The 24,363-nt window shown below is 59.2% G+C and carries 21 protein-coding genes; all 21 read right to left on the minus strand.

Going from position 1 to position 24,363, the window contains the following annotated elements; genetic code table 11:
- Window positions 1-66: 66 nt before the first annotated feature.
- Complete coding sequence (ispD, locus tag FIV35_RS05710) at window positions 67-774, minus strand: 2-C-methyl-D-erythritol 4-phosphate cytidylyltransferase (protein WP_034137249.1); 708 nt, start codon at window positions 772-774, stop codon at window positions 67-69.
- Complete coding sequence (ftsB, locus tag FIV35_RS05715; RefSeq protein ID WP_034096256.1) at window positions 771-1,049, minus strand: cell division protein FtsB; 279 nt, start codon at window positions 1,047-1,049, stop codon at window positions 771-773. The genes ispD and ftsB overlap by 4 nt, the downstream gene beginning before the upstream one ends.
- Before the next feature lie 171 nt (window positions 1,050-1,220).
- The gene (gene eno / locus FIV35_RS05720; protein ID WP_034096255.1) at window positions 1,221-2,510 is read right to left on the minus strand and encodes a phosphopyruvate hydratase; all 1,290 of its coding nucleotides are present in this window, start codon (window positions 2,508-2,510) and stop codon (window positions 1,221-1,223) included.
- Between the two features lie 157 nt (window positions 2,511-2,667).
- Window positions 2,668-3,513, minus strand: coding sequence for a 3-deoxy-8-phosphooctulonate synthase (kdsA, locus tag FIV35_RS05725; protein ID WP_034096254.1), 846 nt, complete (start codon window positions 3,511-3,513; stop codon window positions 2,668-2,670).
- A 4-nt stretch (window positions 3,514-3,517) separates the two neighbouring features.
- Window positions 3,518-5,149 (minus strand): CTP synthase, encoded by a 1,632-nt coding sequence (gene pyrG / locus FIV35_RS05730; protein ID WP_034096253.1) that lies wholly within the window; start codon window positions 5,147-5,149, stop codon window positions 3,518-3,520.
- A gap of 273 nt (window positions 5,150-5,422) precedes the next feature.
- Window positions 5,423-6,733 carry a tRNA lysidine(34) synthetase TilS gene (gene tilS, locus FIV35_RS05735; protein ID WP_034137248.1) on the minus strand — a complete coding sequence of 437 codons (1,311 nt, stop codon included), beginning with the start codon at window positions 6,731-6,733 and terminating at the stop codon, window positions 5,423-5,425.
- 162 nt (window positions 6,734-6,895) lie between these two features.
- Window positions 6,896-7,843, minus strand: coding sequence for an acetyl-CoA carboxylase carboxyltransferase subunit alpha (locus tag FIV35_RS05740; protein ID WP_034096251.1), 948 nt, complete (start codon window positions 7,841-7,843; stop codon window positions 6,896-6,898).
- A 140-nt stretch (window positions 7,844-7,983) separates the two neighbouring features.
- Window positions 7,984-11,505 (minus strand): DNA polymerase III subunit alpha, encoded by a 3,522-nt coding sequence (gene dnaE / locus FIV35_RS05745; RefSeq protein WP_034096250.1) that lies wholly within the window; start codon window positions 11,503-11,505, stop codon window positions 7,984-7,986.
- 76 nt (window positions 11,506-11,581) lie between these two features.
- Window positions 11,582-12,214: a ribonuclease HII gene (gene rnhB / locus FIV35_RS05750; protein WP_034096249.1), complete on the minus strand. Its 633-nt coding sequence runs from the start codon at window positions 12,212-12,214 to the stop codon at window positions 11,582-11,584.
- Window positions 12,211-13,350, minus strand: a complete 1,140-nt coding sequence (lpxB, locus tag FIV35_RS05755; RefSeq protein ID WP_034137247.1) for a lipid-A-disaccharide synthase — start codon at window positions 13,348-13,350, stop codon at window positions 12,211-12,213. Before lpxB ends, rnhB begins: the two co-directional genes overlap by 4 nt.
- A gap of 2 nt (window positions 13,351-13,352) precedes the next feature.
- Window positions 13,353-14,129 carry an acyl-ACP--UDP-N-acetylglucosamine O-acyltransferase gene (lpxA, locus tag FIV35_RS05760; protein WP_034096247.1) on the minus strand — a complete coding sequence of 259 codons (777 nt, stop codon included), beginning with the start codon at window positions 14,127-14,129 and terminating at the stop codon, window positions 13,353-13,355.
- A complete protein-coding gene (fabZ, locus tag FIV35_RS05765; protein ID WP_034137246.1) occupies window positions 14,126-14,566 on the minus strand; it encodes a 3-hydroxyacyl-ACP dehydratase FabZ in 441 nt (146 codons plus the stop codon). The genes lpxA and fabZ overlap by 4 nt, the downstream gene beginning before the upstream one ends.
- A gap of 111 nt (window positions 14,567-14,677) precedes the next feature.
- Window positions 14,678-15,733, minus strand: a complete 1,056-nt coding sequence (gene lpxD, locus FIV35_RS05770) for a UDP-3-O-(3-hydroxymyristoyl)glucosamine N-acyltransferase (RefSeq protein ID WP_034137245.1) — start codon at window positions 15,731-15,733, stop codon at window positions 14,678-14,680.
- Window positions 15,734-15,736: 3 nt separating this feature from the next.
- The gene (locus FIV35_RS05775) at window positions 15,737-16,240 is read right to left on the minus strand and encodes an OmpH/Skp family outer membrane protein (RefSeq protein ID WP_003219314.1); all 504 of its coding nucleotides are present in this window, start codon (window positions 16,238-16,240) and stop codon (window positions 15,737-15,739) included.
- Window positions 16,241-16,285: 45 nt separating this feature from the next.
- Window positions 16,286-18,673, minus strand: coding sequence for an outer membrane protein assembly factor BamA (gene bamA, locus FIV35_RS05780; RefSeq protein WP_034137244.1), 2,388 nt, complete (start codon window positions 18,671-18,673; stop codon window positions 16,286-16,288).
- A 74-nt stretch (window positions 18,674-18,747) separates the two neighbouring features.
- Window positions 18,748-20,100: a sigma E protease regulator RseP gene (rseP, locus tag FIV35_RS05785; protein WP_034137243.1), complete on the minus strand. Its 1,353-nt coding sequence runs from the start codon at window positions 20,098-20,100 to the stop codon at window positions 18,748-18,750.
- A gap of 52 nt (window positions 20,101-20,152) precedes the next feature.
- Window positions 20,153-21,343, minus strand: coding sequence for a 1-deoxy-D-xylulose-5-phosphate reductoisomerase (gene ispC, locus FIV35_RS05790; RefSeq protein WP_034137242.1), 1,191 nt, complete (start codon window positions 21,341-21,343; stop codon window positions 20,153-20,155).
- On the minus strand, window positions 21,340-22,149 hold the full coding sequence (locus tag FIV35_RS05795; protein ID WP_034137241.1) for a phosphatidate cytidylyltransferase: 810 nt from the start codon (window positions 22,147-22,149) through the stop codon (window positions 21,340-21,342). The genes ispC and FIV35_RS05795 overlap by 4 nt, the downstream gene beginning before the upstream one ends.
- Complete coding sequence (gene uppS / locus FIV35_RS05800) at window positions 22,150-22,905, minus strand: polyprenyl diphosphate synthase (RefSeq protein WP_034137240.1); 756 nt, start codon at window positions 22,903-22,905, stop codon at window positions 22,150-22,152.
- 17 nt (window positions 22,906-22,922) lie between these two features.
- Entirely contained in the window at window positions 22,923-23,480 is a 558-nt protein-coding gene (gene frr / locus FIV35_RS05805; protein ID WP_034096240.1) for a ribosome recycling factor, read from the minus strand.
- Entirely contained in the window at window positions 23,477-24,220 is a 744-nt protein-coding gene (gene pyrH, locus FIV35_RS05810; RefSeq protein ID WP_003189161.1) for a UMP kinase, read from the minus strand. The genes frr and pyrH overlap by 4 nt, the downstream gene beginning before the upstream one ends.
- Between the last annotated feature and the right edge of the window lie 143 nt (window positions 24,221-24,363).

The raw sequence follows: 24,363 nt of genomic DNA on the forward strand, positions 1-24,363 counted from the left end.
TGGGGGAGAAGGTGATCGAATGTGAGAGCTGGCTTGCCTGCGATGAAGTCGACCCGGTGCAACTGACTATCGACGATTGGCCCAACGCAGTCGTAACCACTCCAGATCTTCCGGACGGGTCACCTTGATATTATCCGAGCGCCCTTCGATCAAGCGCGGCGCCTGCCCGGACCATTCCATCGCAGAGGCTTCATCGGTGATCAGCGCATCGGCCACCAGGCTGTCGGCCAATGCGCGGTGCAAGGCCCCGAGGCGGAACATCTGCGGCGTATAGGCTTGCCAGATCAAACTGCGGTCGACGGTTTCCACCACCCGCCCCTGCTTGTCGACGCGCTTGAGGGTATCGCGAGCCGGCACCGCCAGCAGGCCACCGACCGGATCGTCCGCCAACTCAGCCAGCAATTTATCGAGATCATCACGGCTCAGGTTAGGCCGCGCCGCATCATGCACCAAGACCCAATCGTCATCGCAGGCGCCCAGGGCATTGAGCTGCAGCAGTGCGTTGAGTACCGAGGCCGAACGCTCCGCACCACCGTCTGCGCGCTGGATACGCGGGTCGGCAGCACACGCCAGGGCGGGCCAATAAGGATCATCAGAAGCGAGGCTGACCACCAGGCCCTTGAGCAAGGGGTGGTCGAGGAAACAGCCGAGGCTGTGTTCGAGAATCGTGCGTCCGCCCAGTTGCAGGTATTGCTTGGGACGGTCCGCGGCCATACGGGCACCAACGCCCGCGGCAGGAATCACGGCCCAGAAGGCCGGCAAACGCTGACTCATTGGGCCAACTGGTAGAGGGTTTCACCCTCCTTGACCATGCCCAACTCATGGCGAGCCCGCTCTTCGACGGTCTCCGTGCCCTTTTTCAACTCAAGGACCTCGGCATCGAGGACGCGGTTGCGCTCCAGCAAGCGTTCGTTCTCGGCACGCTGATCGGCAATTTGTTGGGTCAGGTCTTTTACCTGCGCAAAGCTGCCATTCCCCACCCATAGGCGGTACTGCAGGCCAGCCAGCAGCAAGAGCAAGACAAGAAACAACCAATTGGGACTGCGCATCGAATATCGGGTATCCAGTGGAAAAAGACAGCCATGCAAAACTTTTGAAGCAACTGATAGCACGAAGCCTGGAAGAACCAGGCTTGTGCTAGATAGTCACCAGATTAGCGCCGAAATTCACCCTGTCGTGAGTTTTCCGACGCAATCCGCCGACTTTTTACCATTTAACCCTCAGCCGCGAAACTCACCGCGACCGTTGTACTTGGCTTTGCCAGCCAGTTGCTCTTCGATACGCAGCAATTGGTTGTACTTGGAAACGCGGTCGGAACGGCACAGCGAGCCGGTCTTGATCTGGCCAGCCGAGGTGCCCACGGCCAGGTCGGCAATGGTCGAGTCTTCGGTTTCGCCGGAGCGGTGCGAGATCACAGCGGTGTAACCCGCGGCCTTGGCCATCTGGATGGCTTCCAGGGTCTCGGTCAGGGTACCAATCTGGTTGAACTTGATCAGGATCGAGTTGGCGATCTTTTTATCGATGCCTTCTTTCAGGATCTTGGTGTTGGTCACGAACAGGTCGTCGCCCACCAGTTGGATCTTCTCGCCGATCTTGTCGGTAAGAATCTTCCAGCCATCCCAGTCGGACTCGTCCAGGCCGTCTTCGATCGAGATGATCGGGTAACGCTGGGTCAGGCCCTTCAAGTACTCGGCAAAACCTTCGGAGTTGAACACCTGGCCTTCGCCGGACAGGTTGTACTTACCGTCTTCATAGAACTCGCTGGCGGCGCAGTCCAGGGCCAGGGTCACGTCGGTGCCCAGGGTGTAGCCTGCGTTGGCCACGGCTTCGGAGATGACTTTCAGCGCATCTTCGTTGGACGCCAGGTTCGGTGCGAAACCGCCTTCGTCGCCGACCGCAGTGCTCAAGCCACGGGCTTTGAGTACGGCTTTGAGGTGATGGAAAATCTCGGTGCCCATGCGCAGGCCTTCGGAGAAGGTCTTGGCGCCAACCGGCTGCACCATGAATTCCTGGATGTCGACGTTGTTATCGGCATGCTCGCCACCGTTGATGATGTTCATCATCGGTACGGGCATCGAATAGACGCCTGGGGTGCCGTTCAGGTTGGCGATGTGCGCGTACAACGGCAGGTCCTGGTCCTGGGCAGCGGCCTTGGCGGCGGCCAGGGATACGGCGAGGATGGCGTTAGCGCCCAGGCTGCCTTTGTTGTCAGTGCCGTCGAGCTTGATCATCGCGTGGTCCAGGGCTTTCTGATCCAGCGGGTCTTTACCCAGCAGCAGGTCACGGATCGGACCATTGATGTTGGCGACAGCCTTGAGGACACCCTTACCCAGGTAACGGCTCTTGTCGCCATCACGCAGTTCCAGCGCTTCGCGCGAACCGGTGGAAGCACCGGACGGCGCACAAGCGCTGCCGATGATGCCGTTATCGAGAAGCACGTCGGCTTCGACGGTGGGGTTGCCACGGGAGTCGAGAACTTCACGACCTTTGATGTCGACGATTTTTGCCATTGTTGTAAACACTCCAAAGTTGACGAAAACGACGCAGCTGAAGGAAAACTTTTGACCGACCGCAAGGGTGGAACAACGGGGCAGGCTTGCAGGCGACAAGACTCAGGCCCGCAGGCTTGAGCGTTTAGCGTGGGATACTCTACCGGAGAAACCCGGCTTACGCGGTCTCTACCGTCGGAAAACTCTTGACCAGTTCGTCCAACTGCTTGAGCTGGGCCAGGAATGGCTCGAGTTTATCCAGGCGCAGGGCACAAGGGCCGTCGCACTTGGCGTTATCCGGGTCCGGGTGGGCTTCCAGGAACAGGCCGGCCAGGGATTGGCTCATGCCGGCCTTGGCCAGGTCGGTGACCTGGGCGCGACGCCCGCCTGCGGAGTCCGAGCGACCACCGGGCATTTGCAGCGCGTGGGTCACGTCGAAGAACACCGGGTATTCAAACTGTTTCATGATGCCGAAACCGAGCATGTCCACCACGAGGTTGTTGTAGCCGAAGCTGGAACCGCGCTCGCAGAGGATCAACTGGTCGTTACCCGCTTCCACGCACTTGCTCAGGATGTGTTTCATTTCCTGAGGCGCAAGGAACTGGGCTTTCTTGATATTGATCACCGCGCCGGTCTTGGCCATGGCGACCACGAGGTCGGTCTGGCGCGACAGAAAGGCCGGCAACTGAATGATGTCACACACTTCGGCGACCACGGCCGCCTGCGCAGGCTCGTGGACGTCGGTGATGACCGGCACGCCGAAGGCTTGCTTGATGTCCTGGAAGATCCGCATGCCTTCTTCAAGGCCTGGGCCGCGATAGGACGTCACGGACGAACGGTTGGCCTTGTCGAAGCTGGCCTTGAATACATAAGGGATGCCCAGCTTCTGGGTGACCCGCACATATTCTTCACAGACCTGCATCGCCATGTCGCGGCTTTCCAGTACGTTCATGCCGCCGAACAGCACCATGGGCTTGTCGTTGGCAATCTCGATATCGCCTACGCGAATGATCTTCTGGGCCATCGGTTTACGCCTTCTTCTGATGTTGCGTCAGTGCAGCTTTGACGAAACCGCTGAACAGTGGGTGACCGTCGCGCGGAGTCGAGGTGAACTCAGGGTGGAACTGGCAAGCCACGAACCACGGATGATCCGGTGCCTCGACCACTTCAACCAATGCGCCATCGCCCGAGCGACCGGAGATTTTCAGGCCGGCCTCTTTGATCTGCGGCAGCAGGTTGTTGTTCACTTCGTAGCGGTGACGGTGACGCTCGACGATCACGTCCTTGCCGTAGCAGTCATGAACCAGCGAGCCCGGCTCCAGCAGGCAATCCTGCGCGCCCAGGCGCATGGTGCCGCCCAGGTCGGAGGCTTCGGTACGCACTTCGACCGCACCGGTGGCGTCTTCCCACTCGGTGATCAGGCCCACGACCGGGTGACCGCTCTTGCTGTCGAACTCGGTGGAGTTGGCGTCTTTCCAGCCCAACACGTTCCGGGCGAATTCGATGACGGCCACTTGCATGCCCAGGCAGATCCCCAGGTACGGAACCTTGTTCTCACGTGCGTACTGAACGGCCGTGATCTTGCCTTCCACGCCGCGCAAGCCGAAGCCGCCAGGTACGAGGATCGCGTCCACGCCTTCGAGCAGCGCAGTGCCTTGGTTCTCGATGTCTTCGGAATCGATGTAGCGCAGGTTGACCTTGGTGCGGTTGCTGATACCGGCGTGGCTCATCGCTTCGATCAGCGACTTGTACGCGTCCAGCAGCTCCATGTACTTGCCGACCATGGCGATGGTGACTTCGTGCTCAGGGTTGAGCTTGGCGTCGACCACTGCATCCCACTCGGACAAGTCCGCGCCGCCACATTGCAGGCCGAAACGTTCGACCACAAAATCATCCAGACCTTGCGAATGCAGGATGCCCGGGATCTTGTAGATGGTGTCGGCGTCTTCCAGGGCAATTACCGCACGCTCTTCAACGTTGGTGAACTGCGCGATCTTGCGACGCGAGGAAATGTCGATCGGATGATCGGAACGGCAGACCAGCACGTCCGGCTGCAGGCCGATGGAACGCAGTTCCTTGACCGAGTGCTGGGTAGGCTTGGTTTTGGTTTCGCCGGCGGTGGCGATGTATGGCACCAAAGTCAGGTGCATCAGCATCGCGCGCTTGGCGCCGACTTCGAAACGCAACTGACGGATGGCTTCGAGGAACGGTTGGGATTCGATGTCACCCACGGTGCCACCGATCTCAACCATCGCCACGTCAGCATCGCCCGCACCCTTGATGATGCGGCGCTTGATTTCGTCAGTGATGTGCGGAATAACCTGGATGGTCGCGCCCAGGTAGTCACCACGGCGCTCTTTGCGCAGCACGTGTTCGTAGACACGGCCGGTGGTGAAGTTGTTGTTCTGGGTCATGGTCGTGCGGATGAACCGCTCGTAGTGGCCCAGGTCCAGGTCAGTCTCGGCGCCGTCGTGGGTGACGAACACTTCACCGTGCTGGAACGGGCTCATGGTGCCCGGGTCGACGTTGATGTACGGGTCCAGCTTGAGCATGGTGACTTTAAGCCCCCGCGCCTCCAGGATGGCCGCCAATGAAGCGGAGGCAATGCCTTTCCCCAATGAAGAAACAACACCGCCCGTGACGAATATGTAGCGCGTCATGAAAAACCCTAGAAGTCTGCGTTAAAGCGGTCCGAGCCGCCGGGGAAAGCGAAGAGAGGCCGAAGCCCCCGATCACCTGCATTAATCACAGTGCACCTTTCAAAAAAACCGCCGCGTTGTGACAGACCAGCAATGAAACACCGGTACGTTGATCGCTACACATTTTTTGGAATCGCCCAGCAAAGACTGCTTGGTAATCGGCAACTGCTGCGATTCAGGCGAATCCACAGAAGTTGTATCAAGAAGGGAGCGTAGTCTACCGGAAAGGCTCTATCAGCTCAAACCTTGATCGCAGGTCTGTGGCATCCAATGCAATTGCCAGTCCTGACTGGGCGGCGCCCACAATCCCGCAAGGTTGGGCACCCCCACTAAAAATTCTCCTCGATACAGCAGCGGCAATCTGCCACGGACGAAGCCCGGTAAACCGCTTTCGTTGAGCAAGCGCTTCAGATCCCGTCGACCGCGGCCTGGCACATCGACGATTTCACCGCCCTGGCGGTACCGGACCTCCAACGGACCTGCGGGCGCCTTGCCGCAAAATCTCAGCTCACCATTACGGGGTAACTGTAGCGGGCGTTGCGCATCAGACCAGCTCACCGGCACATCGGAAAATTCCGACCAAGAGGAAGGCAACCACCAGATGCGCTCACCGCAACGGTGTAATTGCCCATCAGCCAGAGACCATAACGGTTGTGCGTCGTGCTTGGCATCACGTAAGGATTGCCAGCCGACCCAGTGATCGCTGTCGGGCAGGCGTGTCAGCGGATTCAGCCAATGGCGCAAAGCATTGCGCTGACGGGCATCGGAAAGCTCTCGCAGCGGAGCAAGCGCCAGGGATGGCAAGCCCAACCAGGGAAACGCTGAAGGTTGTTCGGCGGCTTGCAGATCCATCCTGGCCAACTCATCGAGCAGGCCCTGGGCTTCACTCAAGTGCTCGGCGCTGCGGGCCAGGCCGGGGACGGCTTGCGGCCAGCGCTCGGTCAGTATCGGGAATACGCGGTGGCGCAGGTAGTTGCGGGAGAAGCGAGTGTCTGCGTTGGAAGGGTCTGCGATCCATTGAAGCTGATGCTCCACGGCATAAGCTTCCAGCTCTGCCCGAGAGACGCCCAACAATGGGCGCACTAAGTGCCCGCCCGCCAACGGACGGTGCACCGGCATGGCTGCCAACCCCCGTACGCCTGCGCCGCGTAACAGCCGAAACAGCAAGGTTTCGGCCTGGTCTTCGCGATGCTGGGCGGTGAGCATCACCTCCCCTGCTCCGATAACTTGCGCAAACGCGTGATAACGCGCATCACGCGCCCCACGCTCGAGACTGGCACCGGACGGCACTTGCACGCGCATGACACGCAAGGGGACTCCCAGGTAGTCGCACACCGACTGGCAATGGCTTGGCCAAGCGTCGGCAGCGGCTTGCAAGCCATGGTGGATATGAACGGCGCTTAGAGGCACAAGGGGTTTGGCGGTGGCCAGGAGATGCAGCAGCACAGTGGAATCGAGACCGCCAGAGAAAGCGATATGCCAAGCCGGGGCGTCGCGCCAGGGGGCCAGGGCTTGCAGGAGTTTGGCGGGCAAAGTTGGTTTCATCAAACGCTACCGCCGCAAATCTGGAATACGTTGACCAAGCATACACAAAGCAAATGTGGGAGAGGGATTGCGCCCCGATTGCTGAGTGTCAGTCCCTGTATTTGCTGACTGATCCACCGCTATCGGGGGCAAGCCCCCTCCCACATTAGTACTGCTGCGACTTTAGAGACCGTAGCTCATCAGGCGCTCATAACGACGAGCCAACAGCGCTTCGTTATCCATCTTCTTGAGCATCGCCAGTTGCGAGCCCAACTCTGCGCGGATGGTCGCGGCAGCGGCAGCCGGGTCACGATGAGCGCCGCCCAGTGGCTCGGCGATCACTTTATCGACGATACCCAGCCCTTTGAGGCGATCGGCGGTGATGCCCATGGCTTCGGCGGCGTCCGGCGCTTTTTCGGCGGTTTTCCACAGGATCGAGGCGCAACCTTCCGGCGAGATCACCGCGTAGGTCGAATATTGCAGCATGTTCAACTGGTCGCAGACGCCAATCGCCAGTGCACCGCCGGAACCACCCTCACCAATCACGGTGGCGATGATCGGCGTTTTCAGGCGGGCCATCACGCGCAGGTTCCAGGCGATCGCCTCGCTCTGGTTGCGCTCTTCGGCGTCGATGCCTGGGTAAGCGCCCGGGGTATCGATAAAGGTCAGGATCGGCATCTTGAAACGCTCGGCCATTTCCATCAGACGGCACGCCTTGCGGTAGCCTTCCGGACGCGGCATACCGAAGTTGCGGCGCACCTTCTCGCGAACTTCACGGCCTTTCTGGTGACCGATCACCATCACTGGCTGGTCGTCCAGACGTGCAATACCGCCCACGATAGCCGCGTCGTCGGAGAAGTGACGATCACCGTGCAGCTCGTCGAACTCGGTAAAAATGTGCTGGATGTAATCCAGGGTGTAAGGCCGGCGCGGGTGGCGGGCCAGGCGCGCGATCTGCCAGCTGGTCAGTTTGCCGAAGATGTCTTCGGTGAGCGTGCTGCTCTTGTCTTGCAGGCGGGCGATCTCATCGCCGATATTCAGCGAATTGTCATTGCCGACCAGGCGCAGCTCTTCGATCTTGGCTTGCAGGTCAGCGATCGGCTGTTCGAAATCAAGAAAATTCGGGTTCATAAGCGTCCGTCTTGGGTCGACGGCCAGGGAGTGCCTGGCCAGCCGGTTGTCTATTCGCGCCCTACCTTAAGGGAGAGGCGCGTTTAGGTCGAGATTAAATGTTTTGTCGATCACGCTGAATGCCACTACCGGGCCAGCCATCAACGGTATTGGAGGAAGACGTTGTCTCGCCCGAACTGGTCACGCAAAGCTTGAATCAAGCCGTCGGCGGGATCAATTCGCCAGGTCTCGCCAAACTGGAGCATGGCCTTGGCATCGTTACCGGTGTACTCCATGGTCACCGGGCACGCGCCCCGGTGCCGCTTGAGCAGCTCACCCAACCAGCGTAGCTGATCGCCCTTGAGCGCCTCGGTTTTAACTTTCAGGCGCAGGCTTTCGGCCAGGTTGGTGCGGGCATCCTCCATGCTCATTACACGCTTGATCCGCAGGCGCAAGCCGCCGGAGAAGTCGTCGTTGCTGACCTCCCCTTCCACCACCACCATGGCATCGGTCTGCAACAGCGACTGAGCGGAGTGGAACGCATCGGCGAACAATGAGGCTTCGATCCGGCCCGAACGGTCGTCAAGGGTGATGAACCCCATCTTGTCGCCCTTTTTGTTTTTCATCACCCGCAGCGCAATGATCATGCCGGCCACGGTCTGGGTATCCCGCGCCGGTTTCAGGTCGATGATGCGCTGACGGGCGAAACGGCGGATTTCGCCTTCGTACTCGTCGATCGGGTGGCCGGTGAGATAGAGCCCCAGGGTGTCTTTTTCGCCCTTGAGCCGCTCCTTGAGCGTTAACTCCTTGGCCTTGCGGTGATTGGCGTACACATCCGCGTCTTCCTCGACGAACAAACCGCCGAACAGGTCAGCATGCCCACTGTCGTGGGTGCGGGCGGTCTGTTCGGCGGCCTTGATCGCTTCTTCCATGGCGGCCAGCAGCACCGCGCGGTTGCGGTCGATATTGGCCTGATAAGCCTTGGGCTCATCATGGAAATACGGGCCGAGACGGTCGAGTGCGCCACTGCGGATCAAGCCATCCAAGGTGCGCTTGTTAATACGTTTGAGATCGACCCGCGCGCAGAAGTCGAACAGATCTTTGAAAGGCCCGTCCTGACGCGCTTCGGTGATGGCTTCCACCGGGCCTTCGCCCACGCCCTTGATCGCGCCCAGGCCATAAATAATGCGGCCTTCGTCGTTGACCGTGAACTTGAACTCCGAGGCGTTCACGTCCGGCGCGTCGAGGCGCAGCTTCATGGTGCGCACTTCCTCAATCAAGGTTACGACCTTGTCGGTGTTGTGCATATCCGCCGACAGCACCGCGGCCATGAATGGCGCCGGATAGTGCGCTTTCAGCCAGGCGGTCTGGTACGAAACCAAGCCATAGGCGGCAGAGTGGGACTTGTTAAAGCCGTAACCGGCGAATTTCTCCACCAGGTCGAAAATGTTACCCGCCAGATCGGCGTCGATATTGTTAGTGGCGCAACCCTCAATGAAACCGCCACGCTGCTTGGCCATTTCCTCTGGCTTCTTCTTACCCATCGCGCGACGCAGCATGTCGGCGCCGCCCAGGGTATAGCCCGCCATCACCTGAGCAATCTGCATCACCTGTTCCTGATACAGGATGATGCCGTAGGTCGGCGCCAATACTGGCTTGAGGCCTTCATACTGGTAATCGGAATGCGGGTACGCCAGCTCGGCACGCCCGTGCTTACGGTTGATGAAGTCATCCACCATGCCTGATTGCAGCGGGCCCGGACGGAACAGGGCCACCAGTGCGATCAAGTCTTCCAGGCAGTCGGGCTTGAGCTTTTTGATCAGCTCTTTCATACCGCGGGATTCAAGCTGGAACACCGCCGTGGTTTCGGCTTTTTGCAGCAGGGTGTAGGTCGGCTTGTCGTCCAGCGGAATAAAGGCGATATCCAGCGGTTCCTCGCCCACCTTGGCGCGGTCGCGGTTGATGGTTTTGAGGGCCCAGTCGATGATGGTCAGGGTACGCAGGCCGAGGAAGTCGAACTTCACCAGGCCGGCCGCCTCCACGTCATCCTTGTCGAACTGGGTTACCAGGCCGTCGCCTTCTTCGTCGCAATAGATCGGCGAAAAATCGGTGAGTTTGGTAGGCGCGATCACCACGCCACCGGCGTGCTTACCGACGTTACGCACTACGCCCTCAAGTTTGCGGGCCATCTCCCAGATTTCGGCGGCTTCTTCGTCGACTTTGATGAAATCGCGCAGGATCTCTTCCTGCTCGTAAGCCTTCTCCAGGGTCATGCCGACTTCGAACGGGATCATCTTCGACAGACGATCAGCCAGGCCGTAGGACTTGCCCTGCACCCGCGCCACGTCGCGGATCACCGCCTTGGCCGCCATGGAACCGAAGGTAATGATCTGGCTCACGGCGTTGCGGCCATATTTTTCGGCCACGTATTCGATCACACGGTCGCGACCGTCCATGCAGAAGTCGACGTCGAAGTCGGGCATGGAAACCCGCTCCGGGTTCAGGAATCGCTCGAACAGCAGGTCGTATTCCAGCGGGTCAAGGTCGGTGATCTTCTGCACATAGGCCACCAGCGAGCCAGCACCTGACCCCCGGCCCGGGCCCACCGGCACGCCGTTGTTCTTGGCCCACTGAATAAAGTCCATCACGATCAGGAAGTAACCGGGGAACCCCATCTGGATAATGATATCCAGCTCGAAATTCAACCGGTCGACATAGACCTGGCGCTTGGCTTCGTAGTCTTCGGTGGTTTCCTTGGGCAGCAGGACCGCCAGCCGCTCCTCAAGGCCATCGAACGAGACCTTGCGGAAATATTCATCAATGGTCATGCCATCGGGAATCGGGAAGTTAGGCAGGAAGTGCTTGCCCAGCTTCACTTCGATATTGCAGCGCTTGGCGATCTCGACAGAGTTTTCCAGGGCCTCGGGCAGATCGCTGAACAGCTCGGCCATTTCTTCGGCGCTTTTAAGGTACTGCTCTTCGCTGTAATTCTTCGAACGGCGCGGGTCATCCAGGGCTCGGCCTTCGCCGATGCACACGCGGGTTTCGTGGGCCTCGAAATCTTCCTTCTTGATAAAGCGCACATCATTGGTCGCCACCAGCGGCGCACCGAGTTTGTCGGCCAATGCTACGGCGGCGTGCAGGTGCTCTTCATCGTTGGGCCGATTGGTGCGCTGCACTTCCAAATAGAAACGGTCGGGAAAAACCTGCATCCACTCGCGGGCCAGCACTTCGGCTTCCTGAGGATTGCCGCCCAGCAGCGCGATACCGATCTCGCCCTCTTTAGCGGCGGACAGCATGATCAGCCCTTCGCTGGCTTCGGCCACCCACTCGCGCTCGATGATGATCGAGCCATTGCGCTGACCGTCGATAAAACCGCGGGAAATCAGTTCGGTGAGGTTGCGATAGCCAACGCCGTTCATCGCCAACAGGCTGATGCGGCTCAAGGGGTTGTCGGGGTCTTTGTTGGATAGCCACAGGTCGGCGCCGCAGATCGGCTTGATGCCGGCGGCCATGGCATTTTTGTAGAACTTGACCAGGGAACACATGTTGTTCTGATCAGTCACCGCCACCGCAGGCATGTTCATGCCCACCAGGGTTTTGACCAGGGGTTTGATCCGTACCAGGCCGTCGACCAGGGAATATTCAGTGTGCAGGCGCAGGTGAACGAATGAAGCCGGCATAGTGATCCTGTTCTAATACATGGAGACAACAAGGCCCGGATTGTACCGGGCCTTGGCAAAAACATCAGCCTCGCGACTAAACCTCGCTGAAGCTCTCGCGCAGCTCGTAAGCCTGGCGCACCGGGGCGAAGGAGCGGCGATGAATCGGCGTCGGGCCGAGGCGTGCGAGAGCTTCCAGATGAACGGGCGTCGGGTAGCCTTTATGCCCACCGATGCCATAACCTGGATAGATCAGTTCAAATGCAGCCATTTCCCGATCACGACTGACTTTGGCCAGAATCGAGGCCGCGGCAATCGCCGGCACCTTGCTATCACCCTTGACCACCGCTTCCGAAGGCATGCTCAGTTTCGGGCAACGGTTGCCGTCGATCATCGCCATCTTCGGCGTGATGTGCAGGCCTTCGACCGCACGCTGCATCGCCAGCATTGTGGCGTGGAGAATATTGAGCGTGTCGATTTCTTCGACTTCGGCCCGGGCGATATGCCAACTCAAGGCTTTTTCACAGATCTCGTCATACAGCTTTTCACGGCGCGCTTCGGTGAGTTTTTTTGAATCGTTCAGTCCCAGGATCGGTCGATTCGGATCCAGAATGACCGCCGCCGTGACCACCGCACCGCACAGTGGGCCACGTCCTACTTCATCGACGCCGGCCACCAGTTCATGGGCTTGGGCAACCAGGCTGAAATCCAGGCCCATTTGCGTACTCATAAAGCGTCCTGTTGTTTGCCGATCAAGTTCAGCACGGCGTCGGCCGCCTGGTTCGAGGCATCACGGCGCAACGTGCGGTGAATGGCGTCGAACCCACGGGTCTGTTCTTCGCCGCCGTCGATCAAGGGTAGTAGGGTTTGCGCCAGGGCGTCCGGTGTCGCATCGTCCTGCAACAACTCCGGCACCAACAGGCGTTGGGCCAACAGGTTGGGCAGGGAGATGTAAGGGCTCTTGACCATGCGCTTGAGAATCCAGAAGGTCAGCGGCGCCAAACGATAGGCCACGACCATAGGACGCTTGTACAGCAAGGCCTCCAGCGTGGCAGTACCCGAAGCGATCATGACCGCATCGCACGCCGCCAAAGCCAGATGGGACTGGCCATCCAGCAAGGTCAACGGCAGGTCGCGGCCTGGCAGCAGCGCTTCGATCTGCGCACGACGTTGCGGGCTGGCACAAGGCAATACAAACCGCACGCCAGGCTTCAGGACCATCAGGCGCTCGGCCGCATCGAAGAAGACGCTGGCCAGACGTCCGACTTCACCGCCTCGGCTGCCCGGCATCAGCGCCACCAGCGGACCTTCTGGCAAGCCCAGTTCGGCGCGGGCCGCGGCTCGGTCGGCGTGCAGGGGAATGGCGTCGGCCAGGGTGTGCCCGACAAACCGCACCGGCACGCCCTTCTCTTCGTAGAACTTGGCCTCGAACGGCAACAGGGTCAGCATCAGGTCGCAACCCTCGCGAATCTTCAGCACGCGCTTCTGCCGCCAGGCCCACACGGACGGACTGACATAATGCACGGTCTTGATCCCGGCCTGACGCAGCTTGAGTTCGATATTGAGGGTGAAATCCGGTGCGTCGATGCCGATAAAGACGTCAGGCTTTTCTTCGATCAAGGTCTGGATCAGCAGTTTGCGCCGCGCCAGCAACTCGCGCAGACGACCCAATACTTCCACCAGCCCCATGACCGACAAGCGCTCCATGGGAAAGTAGGACGCCAGGCCTTCAGCCTGCATCAGCGGGCCGCCAACACCGATAAACTCCACCGCCGGATGCTGAGCCTTGAGTGCTCGCATAAGACCTGCGCCCAAAATATCGCCGGAAGCTTCTCCGGCCACCAGCGCTATACGCAGATTGGCCATGGTCAGCGGGTGATGCCGCGCGTCGACGCCTGGATCGAGTCACGGAACACCGCAACTTCCGGGAACAACGCAGCCGGTTCTGTAAGTTGGGTCAATGCCTGCTCTACGGTCAGCCCCTGGCGATAAACCACCTTATAGGCGCGGCGCAGAGCATGGATGGCATCATCGCTGAACCCGCGACGACGCATGCCTTCGAAATTCATGCTACGCGCTTCGGCCGGGTTGCCGAATACCGTGACATACGCCGGAACGTCCTTGCCGATCGCGGTCCCCATGCCGGAGAAGCTATGGGCGCCGATATGGCAATACTGATGCACCAGGGTAAAACCGGACAGAATCGCCCAGTCATCAACATGAACATGCCCAGCCAACGCGGTGTTATTGACCAGGATGCAGTGGTTGCCGATGACGCTGTCATGACCGATATGGGCGTACGCCATAACCAGGTTGTGATCACCCAGGGTGGTTTCGGCGCGATCCTGCACGGTACCGCGATGAATGGTCACGCCTTCTCGGATGATGTTGTGATCACCGATGACCAAGCGCGTTTCCTCACCCTTGTACTTCATGTCCGGCGTGTCTTCGCCCACCGAGGAGAACTGGTAGATGCGATTGTGTTTGCCAATGCGGGTCGGACCTTTGAGGATCACATGCGGCCCGATGACAGTCCCCTCGCCGATTTCCACACCTGCGCCGATGATCGACCAAGGGCCGACCTCAACGTCGGCGGCCAGTACGGCCGACGGATCGATGATTGCGCGAGGGTCAATCAAACTCATAGTTTGCGTTCCGCACAGATGATCTCGGCGGAGCACACCGCCTTGCCATCCACCGAGGCCTGGCACTCGAACTTCCAGATCTGGCGCTTGCAGCTGATGAACTTGGCTTCAAGGACCAACTGGTCACCTGGAGTGACCGGGTTGCGGAAACGCAGCTTGTCCGAGCCCACGAAATAGTAAAGCGTGCCATCGGCGGGCTTGAGGTCGAGCATTTTGAAACCAAGGATACCGGCAGCCTGGGCCATAGCTTCGATAATCAACACGCCCGGCATGATCGGGTGTGCGGGAAAGTGACCATTGAAGAACGGTTCGTTGATGCTGACATTCTTGTAGGCGCGAATGCGCTTTTCCTCAACATTGAGGTCCACTACACGATCCACCAGCAGGAACGGGTAACGGTGAGGCAGGTATTCGCGAATCTCGTTGATGTCCATCATTTCGGGGGGAAGCCTGTAATAAAGATTGGGGGCGGGCGGACTAAAAGCACGCCCCGCTAGCAAATCAAGGAGGCAGTCTAGCGGCTGTACACACTTGATATGAAAATGGTATCAGCCTTCTGATGAAGCATTACTGCCAGGGGTCACTTCTCCAACACGCTTTTCCAGCTGTTTGAGACGTCGAGCCATATCGTCAAGCTGCCGCAAACGCGCCGCACTCTTACGCCACTCGGCCGCAGGTTGCATGGCGGTACCGGAAGAGTAGGCACCCGGCTCGGTAATCGAGTGAGTCACCATGGTCATACCGGTGATGAAGACGTTGTCGCAGATATCAATATGCCCTACCAGCCCAACACCCCCGGCGAGCATGCAGTGCTTGCCAATTCGGGTACTGCCGGAAATCCCCACGCATGCGGCCATGGCGGTGTGATCGCCAATCTGCACGTTGTGGGCGATCTGGATCTGGTTGTCGAGCTTCACGCCGTTACCGATCACGGTATCGGCCAAGGCCCCGCGATCAACCGCTGTGTTCACGCCGATTTCCACGTCGTCGCCGATCAAAACGCCACCGACCTGGGCAATTTTGTGCCAGACGCCTTTGGCGTTGGCAAAGCCAAAGCCTTCGCCACCGATCACGGCGCCCGACTGGATAACCACACGCTGACCGATCCGCACATCGTGGTACAAAGTCACGCGCGGCGCGAGCCAGCCATCAGCACCGATCTCGCAACGCGCGCCGATAAAGCAATGAGCACCCACCGTAACGCCCGCGGCAATGCGCGCGCCACTCTCGATCACCGCAAACGCACCAATGCTGGCTGCAGGGTCAACCTGGGCGTCATCGGCGATCATCGCTGACGGGTGAATGCCGCCGGCTGCCTTGGGTTTCGGATCGAACAGGTGCGAAACCTTGGCATACGCCAGGTACGGGTCGCCCACCACCAACGCATCCCCGGTAAAACCTTCGGCGTCAGCGGCTTTGAGCAACACGGCTGCGGCACGACTGTCGACAAGGTATTTACGGTACTGAGGGTTTGCGAGGAAGCTCAACTGAGCTGGGCCAGCCTCCTGCAAGGTGGCTAGCCCAGTGATTTCCTTCTCCGGGGAGCCACGCAAGGTGGCTCCCAGGAACTCGGCCAACTCGCCGAGTTTGATAGTCGCGGTCATGGCTTACTTCAGTTGGTTCATGCGCTCGATCACCTGACGGGTGATGTCGTATTGAGGCTTGACGTCGATCACAGCGCCACGCTCGAACACCAGGTCAAAGGCACCTTTCTTGATGACTTCTTCCACGGCGCTGTCGAGCTTAGGCTTGAGCTGCTTGAGCATTTCGCGGTCGGCAACAGCCTTGGCTTCGTTCAGCTCCTTGGATTGGAACTGGTAGTCACGGGCCTTTTGCTTGAATTCCAACTCCAGACGCTCACGCTCGCCTTGCTGCATCTTGTCGCCACCAGCCACCAGACGGTCCTGGATGCCCTTGGCACTGCTTTCCAGGGTCTTGAGCTTGGTCAGTTGCGGACCGAATTTCTTTTCAGCGTCCACGGCGTATTTTTTGGCCGCGTCGGACTCCAGCAGCGCCATCTGATAGTTCAGGACGGCGATTTTCATTTCGGCGAAGGCCGGGGTCGCTACCAGCACGGTTGCCAGCAGAACCAATTGAGTCAACTTACGCACGATGTACTCCTACAGAATCCGTTGTCGTTATCTTAGGTCAGACGCTTAGAACGTCTGGCCGAGGGAGAATTGGAAAATCTGGGTTTCAGCGTTATCCGGTTTCTTGATCGGCATGGCCAGAGCAAAGCTCAACGGGCCCAGCGCGGTCACCCACGTCACACCCACACCCACGGAGCTTGCCATGTTGCTCAGGCTCACGTCGTTACACTGGGTGTTGGACTTCACGCCACTCGGGTTGGTGATCTGCTCGCACTTGGAGTCGAACACGTTACCCACGTCCCAGAATACGGATGTGCGCAGGGAACGCTGATCTTTCACGAACGGCAGCGGGAACAGAATTTCGGCACCACCTTGGATCAACACGTTACCACCGAATGGCAGCGGGTCGTTGTCCGAGTCGGCCGTGGTGCCCTGGTTACCGGTCACACCTACACCACGACTCGGCGTACCGCGCGGGCCAAGAGTACTGTCCTTGAAGCCGCGCACCGAGTTAAAACCACCTGCGTAGTAGTTTTCATAGAACGGCAGACCATTGGTCGAACCATAACCATCGCCGTAGCCCAGCTCAGTGTGCAGGCGCATGGTGTAGTTATCACTCAACGGCTGGAACAGTTGGCCACGGTAATCGAGTTTGAAGAACGACAGGTCGCTGCCAGGCGTGGTGGCCTCCAGGGTCAGGCTCTGGGAATGACCACGGGTTGCCAATACGCCCTTGTTCAGAGTCGACTCGGACCAGCCGGCAGACGCCTTGAAGTTCAGGAACTTGTCACCTTCACGACGGGTGAAGTCGAAGATCTCATCCACGGTGTAGACACCGGTCTTGATCTCATCCTGCTGCGCAGTCAGGCCGAAGGTCAGGCGCGAGGTTTCGCTGATCGGATAGCCGATGTTCACGCCAGCACCCAGGCTGTCGATCGCATAGCTAGCTACGTCTACGTCGAGATCTTTGTAGTCGGTGGTGCGGTAGAAGGCGTTGTAGCCCAGGCTCACACCGTCGGCGGTCCAGTAGGGGTCGACATAACCGAAGTTATAACGGCTCTGGTATTCGCTACGGGTCAGGCCGATGGAAACCTTGTTACCGGTACCGAGGAAGTTGTTCTGGGTGATCGAGCCACCGAGGATCAGACCGGCACTCTGCGCGAAACCGACGCTGGCGGTGATCGAGCCCGACGCTTGCTCTTCAACGGCGTAGTTCACGTCAACCTGGTCATCCACACCTGGCACTGCCGGTGTTTCGACGTTTACTTCCTTGAAGAAACCCAGGCGCTCAAGACGGGTCTTGGACTGGTCGATGAGATAAGTCGACGCCCAGCCACCTTCCATCTGACGCATTTCACGACGCAGCACTTCGTCGGCAGACTTGGTGTTGCCACGGAAGTTGATGCGGTTGACGTAAGCACGCTTGCCAGGATCCACCACGAAGGTGATGTCGACGGTGTGATCTTCGTCATGGGGCGTCGGAACGCCGTTGACGTTGGCGAAGGTATAGCCTTCGTTACCGAGACGACGCGTGATCAGTTCGGACGTGGTGGTCATCAGCTTGCGCGAGAACACCTGGTCTTTCTGCACCAGCAACAGGGCCTTGACCTGGTCTTCAGGCACTTTCAAGTCACCGCTGAGCTTCACGTCACGAACCTTGTACTTCTCGCCTTCGTTGACGTTGACAGTGATATAGACGTGTTTCTTGTCCGGCGTGATGGACACCTGGGTCGAAGCAATATCCATGTTGATATAGCCGCGGTCCAGGTAGTAGGAGCGCAGACGCTCCAGGTCACCGGAGAGCTTTTCGCGAGCGTACTTGTCATCGTTCTTGAAGAACGACAACCAGTTGGTGGTCTTGAGTTCGAACAGGTCAACCAGGTCTTCATCAGCGAACTTGGTGTTGCCCACCACGTTGATGTGCTGAATGGCCGCCACGGTGCCTTCGTTGATGTTGACCTTGAGGCCTACACGGTTACGCGGCTGCGGAATCACTTCCGTTTCCACGGTCGCCGAGTAACGGCCCTGGGCCACGTACTGGCGTTGCAGCTCGTTACGTACACCTTCGAGGGTAGCGCGCTGAAAGATTTCACCTTCGGCCAGGCCGGATTGCTTGAGGCCTTTCATCAGGTCTTCAGTGGAGATCGCTTTGTTGCCCTCGATCTCGATACTGGCGACGGAAGGTCGCTCAACGACGTTGATGACCAGGACGTTGCCTTCTCGACCCAGTTGGATGTCTTGAAAGAACCCGGTTTTGAACAGCGCACGAGTGGATTCCACCAGGCGACGATCATCAGCCTGTTCCCCGACGTTCAACGGCAAGGCACCAAAGACGCTACCCGCGGAAACCCGCTGGAGGCCGTTGACGCGAATATCGGAGATGGTGAAGGACTCGGCGTGAACTTCGGCGATCATCAATACGGTGAGAACCGCAGTTAGCAGCAGACGTTTCATGAAGTCCTTTCTTATTCCAACTGGCAATAAACAAACTGCCGCAAAATGCGGCAGATTCGCAATTCAGCGAAGCGTTACAGACGACCCAGATCGTTGACCAGGGCTAACAACATCACCCCAACCACCAAACTGATACCAATCTGTATCCCCCAACCCTGCACACGATCCGACAAGGGGCGACCACGCACCCACTCGACCAGATAAAACAGCAGATGCCCCCCATCCAATACAGGAATGGGCAGCAAATTCAGAACACCCAGGCTAATACTGAGGTAAGCCAGGAAATTCAGGAAATCCGCAACACCCGACTGGGCAGAAGCGCCCGCCACTTTAGCAATGGTTATCGGCCCACTCAAGTTTTTTACCGAGAGCTCGCCGAACAACATTTTCTTGAGGGATTCGAGCGTCAGCACACTCATGGTCCAAGTGCGTTTGGCACCCTCGCCGATTGCCGCCAACGGCCCGTAGCTGACCTCCCGCATCATCGAAGGCGGCCACTCGGGACTCTTGACCCCTGCACCCAGGTAACCCCCGGCCGCCTTGGCTTCCCCGCGTGCCGCCAACGTCACCGGGACGTCGATTTGAGCATTATCGCGTTCAACTTTCAGCACAATTTTGGTATCAGGGCGAACACGCACCAGATCGACCACCTGCTGCCAGTCATTAAGCGCCTGCCCATCGAGCGCCAAAAGGCGGTCGCCGGTTTTCAGACCTGCGGCCTGGGCCGGACCTTTAGGGTCCAGCTCCGCAAGCACTGGCGGTAGCACCGGCCGCCATGGACGAATCCCCAGGGATTTGATCGGATCGGGCTCATCAGCCCCCTTTAGCCAGTGATCCAACGCCAATGCACGGGAGGTTTCGGCAGAGGAGTCCTGCTCACGCACTACGAAGCTGACGGTGCCGCTTTCACCCAGGCGACGCACCAGTTGGAGATTGACCGCGCCCCAGCCCGTAGTGGGTTCGCCATCAATGGAAACGATTTCCTGCCCGGCGACCAAGCCCGCTTTGGCTGCAATGCTGTCCGCCTCGACCGCACCGATCACCGGACGGATCTGCTGGCTGCCCAGCATGGCCAACACCCAGAAAAACAGCATGGCCAACAGGAAGTTAGCGATCGGGCCGGCCGCCACAATAGCAATACGCTGACGAACGGTTTTGCGATTGAAGGATTGGTCCAACTGGTCGGCCGGCACTTCGCCTTCGCGCTCATCGAGCATCTTGACGTAGCCACCCAACGGAATGGCCGCGACCACGAACTCAGTGCCATGGCGATCATGCCAGCGCACCAGCGGCATGCCGAAACCGACGGAAAAGCGCAGTACCTTGACGCCGCAACGACGCGCCACCCAGAAGTGGCCGAATTCGTGGAAGGTAACCAGCACACCCAGAGCAACCAGGGTGCCGACAATCATATAAAGCGCACTCATCTAATTTCTCCGCATTCCAATCCAGGGCCAGAAGGCTCAACGCGCCGACAGACTATTTCGCGTTGCGGCTCAGCCAGTGTTGCGCAAGGACGCGCGCCTTGGTATCCGCTTCGAACACCGCCCCCAGATCGTTGACCGCCACGACGGGCTCCAGACCCAGCACGTCCTCGATGATACTCGCGATCTGCGGGAAGCGGATGCGCCGTTCGAGAAACGCTGCCACGGCCACTTCGTTGGCCGCATTGAGCATCGCCGGCGCACTGTTACCCGCCTCGGCCGCTTGCCGCGCCAGGCGCAGACAAGGAAAACGCTGCTCGTCCGGCGCTTCGAAATCCAGGCGAGCCACTGCAAACAGGTCCAGTGGGGCCACGCCGGAATCGATGCGCTCCGGCCACGCCAAGGCATTGGCAATCGGCGTGCGCATATCGGGGTTGCCCAATTGGGCCAATACCGAACCGTCCACGTAATCGACGAGGGAATGAATCACACTTTGCGGGTGAATCACCACCTCGACTTGATCGGGGCGCGCATCGAACAGCCAGCATGCCTCGATCAGCTCCAGGCCTTTGTTCATCATGCTGGCTGAATCCACGGAGATCTTGCGCCCCATCGACCAGTTCGGATGAGCGCACGCCTGGTCGGGAGATACATGCTCCAACTCAACCAGCGGTGTTTGACGGAACGGACCGCCAGAGGCAGTGAGTAGAATCCGCCGCACGCCGACCTGACTCAAACCTCGCGCAAAATCACCTGGCATACACTGGAAAATAGCGTTGTGTTCACTGTCGAGGGGCAGCAGCACCGCACCGCTCTTGCGCACCGCCTGCATAAAAAGCGCACCGGACATTACCAGCGCCTCTTTATTTGCCAGCAGGATTTTCTTGCCTGCATCCACCGCCGCGAGGGTCGGTCGCAGGCCCGCCGCACCGACGATAGCCGCAACCACCGTATCGACCTCGGCATCCGCCGAAACCTGGCACAGCCCCTCCTCCCCCACCAACACTTGAGTGGCGAGCCCGGCCGCGCGCAGATCATCCTGCAAACCACGCGCCGCGATGGGCTCAGGCACCACGGCGTAACGCGGTGCATGGCGTACGCACAACGCCAGCAACTCGCTGAGCCGCGTAAAACCTGTAAGCGCGAAGACCTGGTAACGATTTGGGTGGCGCGCGATGACATCCAGGGCGCTCAACCCCACCGAGCCGGTCGCCCCCAGCACGGTGACCTGCTGCAGACGGCTCACGAAGCGGTCATCCACAGCAACACGGCAAAGATCGGGATGGCGGCGGTAAGACTGTCGATACGGTCAAGCACACCGCCATGCCCTGGCAGCAGGTTACTGCTGTCCTTGATACCGGCCTGACGCTTGAACATGCTTTCGGTGAGGTCACCGACCACCGAAATGAAGACCACGATCGCCGTACCCGCTAAAGCCAGGAAGATTTCCTTGCCCGACCAATCACGTACGACACCGACCACCAGCGTGATAACCAGAGTCAACGCCAGGCCACCATAGACGCCCTCCCAGCTCTTGCCAGGGCTGACGGCCGGGGCCAGCTTACGTTTGCCAAAGGCTCGGCCCGAGAAGTAGGCGCCAATATCAGCCCCCCAGACCAACACCATCACCGCCATGATCAGCCAGTTACCCATCGGTGAGTTCTTGATTTCTACCAACCCTTGCCAGGCTGGCAACAGAATCAGCAGGCCAATCACCAGCTTGCTGGCGACACTGGACCACTGACTGCTGGTGCGCGGATAAGTCAGCACCAGAAAGGTCGCCAGCGCCCACCACAGTACCGCGGCGCCCAATATCCATGGCACCACGATGCTCGACAAGGTGTGCATCAGGAATAACAGTAGCGCCACGACCGCAGCGTAGGCCACGCGGGGCAACTGAGCGGTGAAACCGGCCAGCCGCGCCCACTCCCAGGCCCCCAAGGTCACGACCAGGCCAATAAACAGCGCAAAACCGGAACCATCGAGCAGGAAAAACCCACACAAGGCGATCGGCAACAGGATCAGGGCAGTGATGATTCGTTGTTTTAGCATTTAAACCCGGGCTCCAGCTTCGATCTGCTCGCTCGTTTTACCGAAACGACGCTGACGGGAAGCGAAATCGGCCAGCGCAGTGCGCATGGCATCGTGTTTGAAGTCCGGCCAGAACAGGTCGGAGAAGTACAACTCGGTGTAAGCCAGCTGCCACAACAGGAAATTACTGATGCGGTGCTCGCCACCGGTGCGGATGCACAAGTCCGGCAACGGCAGGTCGCCGGTGACCAGGCAGGTTTGCAGCAATTCGGGCGTAATGTCGTCCGGTCGCAGATGACCGGCCTGCACTTCACGAGCCAAGCGCTGCGCAGCCTGGGCAATATCCCACTGGCCGCCGTAGTTGGCTGCAATCTGCAACACAAAACGGTCGGCTCCAGCGGTGATGGCCTCGGCTTCGCGCATGGCCGTTTGCAGCTCCGGGTGGAACCGCGAGCGATCACCAATGATGCGCAGGCTGATGTTGTTGTCGTTGAGACGCTTGGCCTCACGACGAAGGGCCTTGAAGAACAGATCCATCAGGGCGCTGACCTCTTCGGCGGGGCGCTGCCAGTTCTCACTGGAGAACGCGAACAACGTGAGCACCTCCACCTTGGCCTCGGCACACACCTCAATCACCGCCCGCACTGCATCGACACCCGCTTTATGCCCGGCAACACCCGGCATAAAGCGTTTCTTCGCCCAGCGATTATTCCCATCCATGATGATCGCGACATGGCGCGGCACCACGGAGGGCACAGTCTGCTTGGTCTTTTCCATGAAGGCGTCCTGACCCTTTATACGGCCATCAGGTCCTTTTCTTTTTCTTCGGTTGCCTGAGTGATCTTGGCCTCGGCTTCCTTGGTCAGCTTGTCGATATCGGCGACGGCACGACGCTCTTCGTCTTCGCTGATTTCCTTGTCCTTGACCAACTTCTTCAGCTCGCCCAAGGCATCACGACGAATGTTACGTACGGCAACGCGCGCATCCTCTGCCGCGCTGCGCGCCTGCTTGGTGAAGCCCTTGCGGGTTTCTTCGGTCAAGGCAGGCATGGAGATCAGCAACAACTCGCCCAGGTTGGTCGGGTTGAGGTTCAAGCCGGCGCTCTGGATCGCCTTGTCGACGGCCGCAAGCATGTTGCGCTCGAACGCCACGACCTGCAGGGTACGCGAGTCCTTGACGGTGACGTTGGCTACGCTGCTCAGCGGCGTATCTGCGCCGTAATACGGCACCATCACACTGCCCAGAATGCTCGGGTGAGCCTTGCCGGTACGAATCTGGCCGAATGCGTGGCTCAGAGACTCCAGGGATTTCTGCATACGCGCTTGGGCGTCTTTCTTGATTTCATTGATCATTGTTGGCCTTCCTCGATCAGAGTCCCTTCCGCACCGCCATGTACGATATTCAGCAGGGCGCCGGGCTTGTTCATGTTAAATACGCGCAGCGGCATCTTGTGGTCGCGGCACAGGCAAATAGCCGTCAGGTCCATCACACCCAGCTTGCGATCCAGCACTTCATCGTAGGTCAGATGATCGAACTTCTCGGCATGCGGGTCTTTGAATGGATCTGCGGTGTAAACACCATCCACTTTGGTGGCCTTGAGCACCACGTCGGCATCGATTTCGATAGCACGCAGGCAAGCCGCCGAATCGGTGGTAAAGAACGGGTTACCCGTACCGGCTGCGAAGATCACCACTTCTTTGGAGTTCAGGTGGCGCATGGCTTTGCGACGATCATAGTGGTCGGTCACGCCGACCATGGAGATAGCCGACATCACGATAGCCGAGATGTTGGCGCGCTCCAGGGCGTCGCGCATGGCCAGGGCGTTCATCACAGTGGCCAGCATCCCCATGTGGTCACCGGTGACCCGATCCATGCCGGCAGCACTCAATGCCGCGCCACGGAACAAGTTGCCACCGCCGATCACCAAGCCCACTTGCACGCCAATGCCGACCAGCTGGCCGACTTCCAGCGCCATGCGGTCGAGCACTTTGGGATCAATCCCAAACTCTTCCGAGCCCATCAGGGCCTCGCCGCTGAGCTTGAGTAGAATGCGTTTATAGCGAGCCTGATAACCACTGCCCTGCTGAGCCATTGCGAATCTCTCCTGCGGCGTATTTTTCAAAAATTCTTGGCGAGCCGTTTACGGCTTGCGTTCACTCTAGCTGGACGCTATCACAGCGCCATCGGAACACGGCTTTGTAAGCCAGTTCCGAAGGGAAACCAAATAAAATTGGC

This window comes from Pseudomonas rhodesiae, from assembly GCF_007858255.1.
GTDB lineage: Bacteria > Pseudomonadota > Gammaproteobacteria > Pseudomonadales > Pseudomonadaceae > Aquipseudomonas > Aquipseudomonas rhodesiae.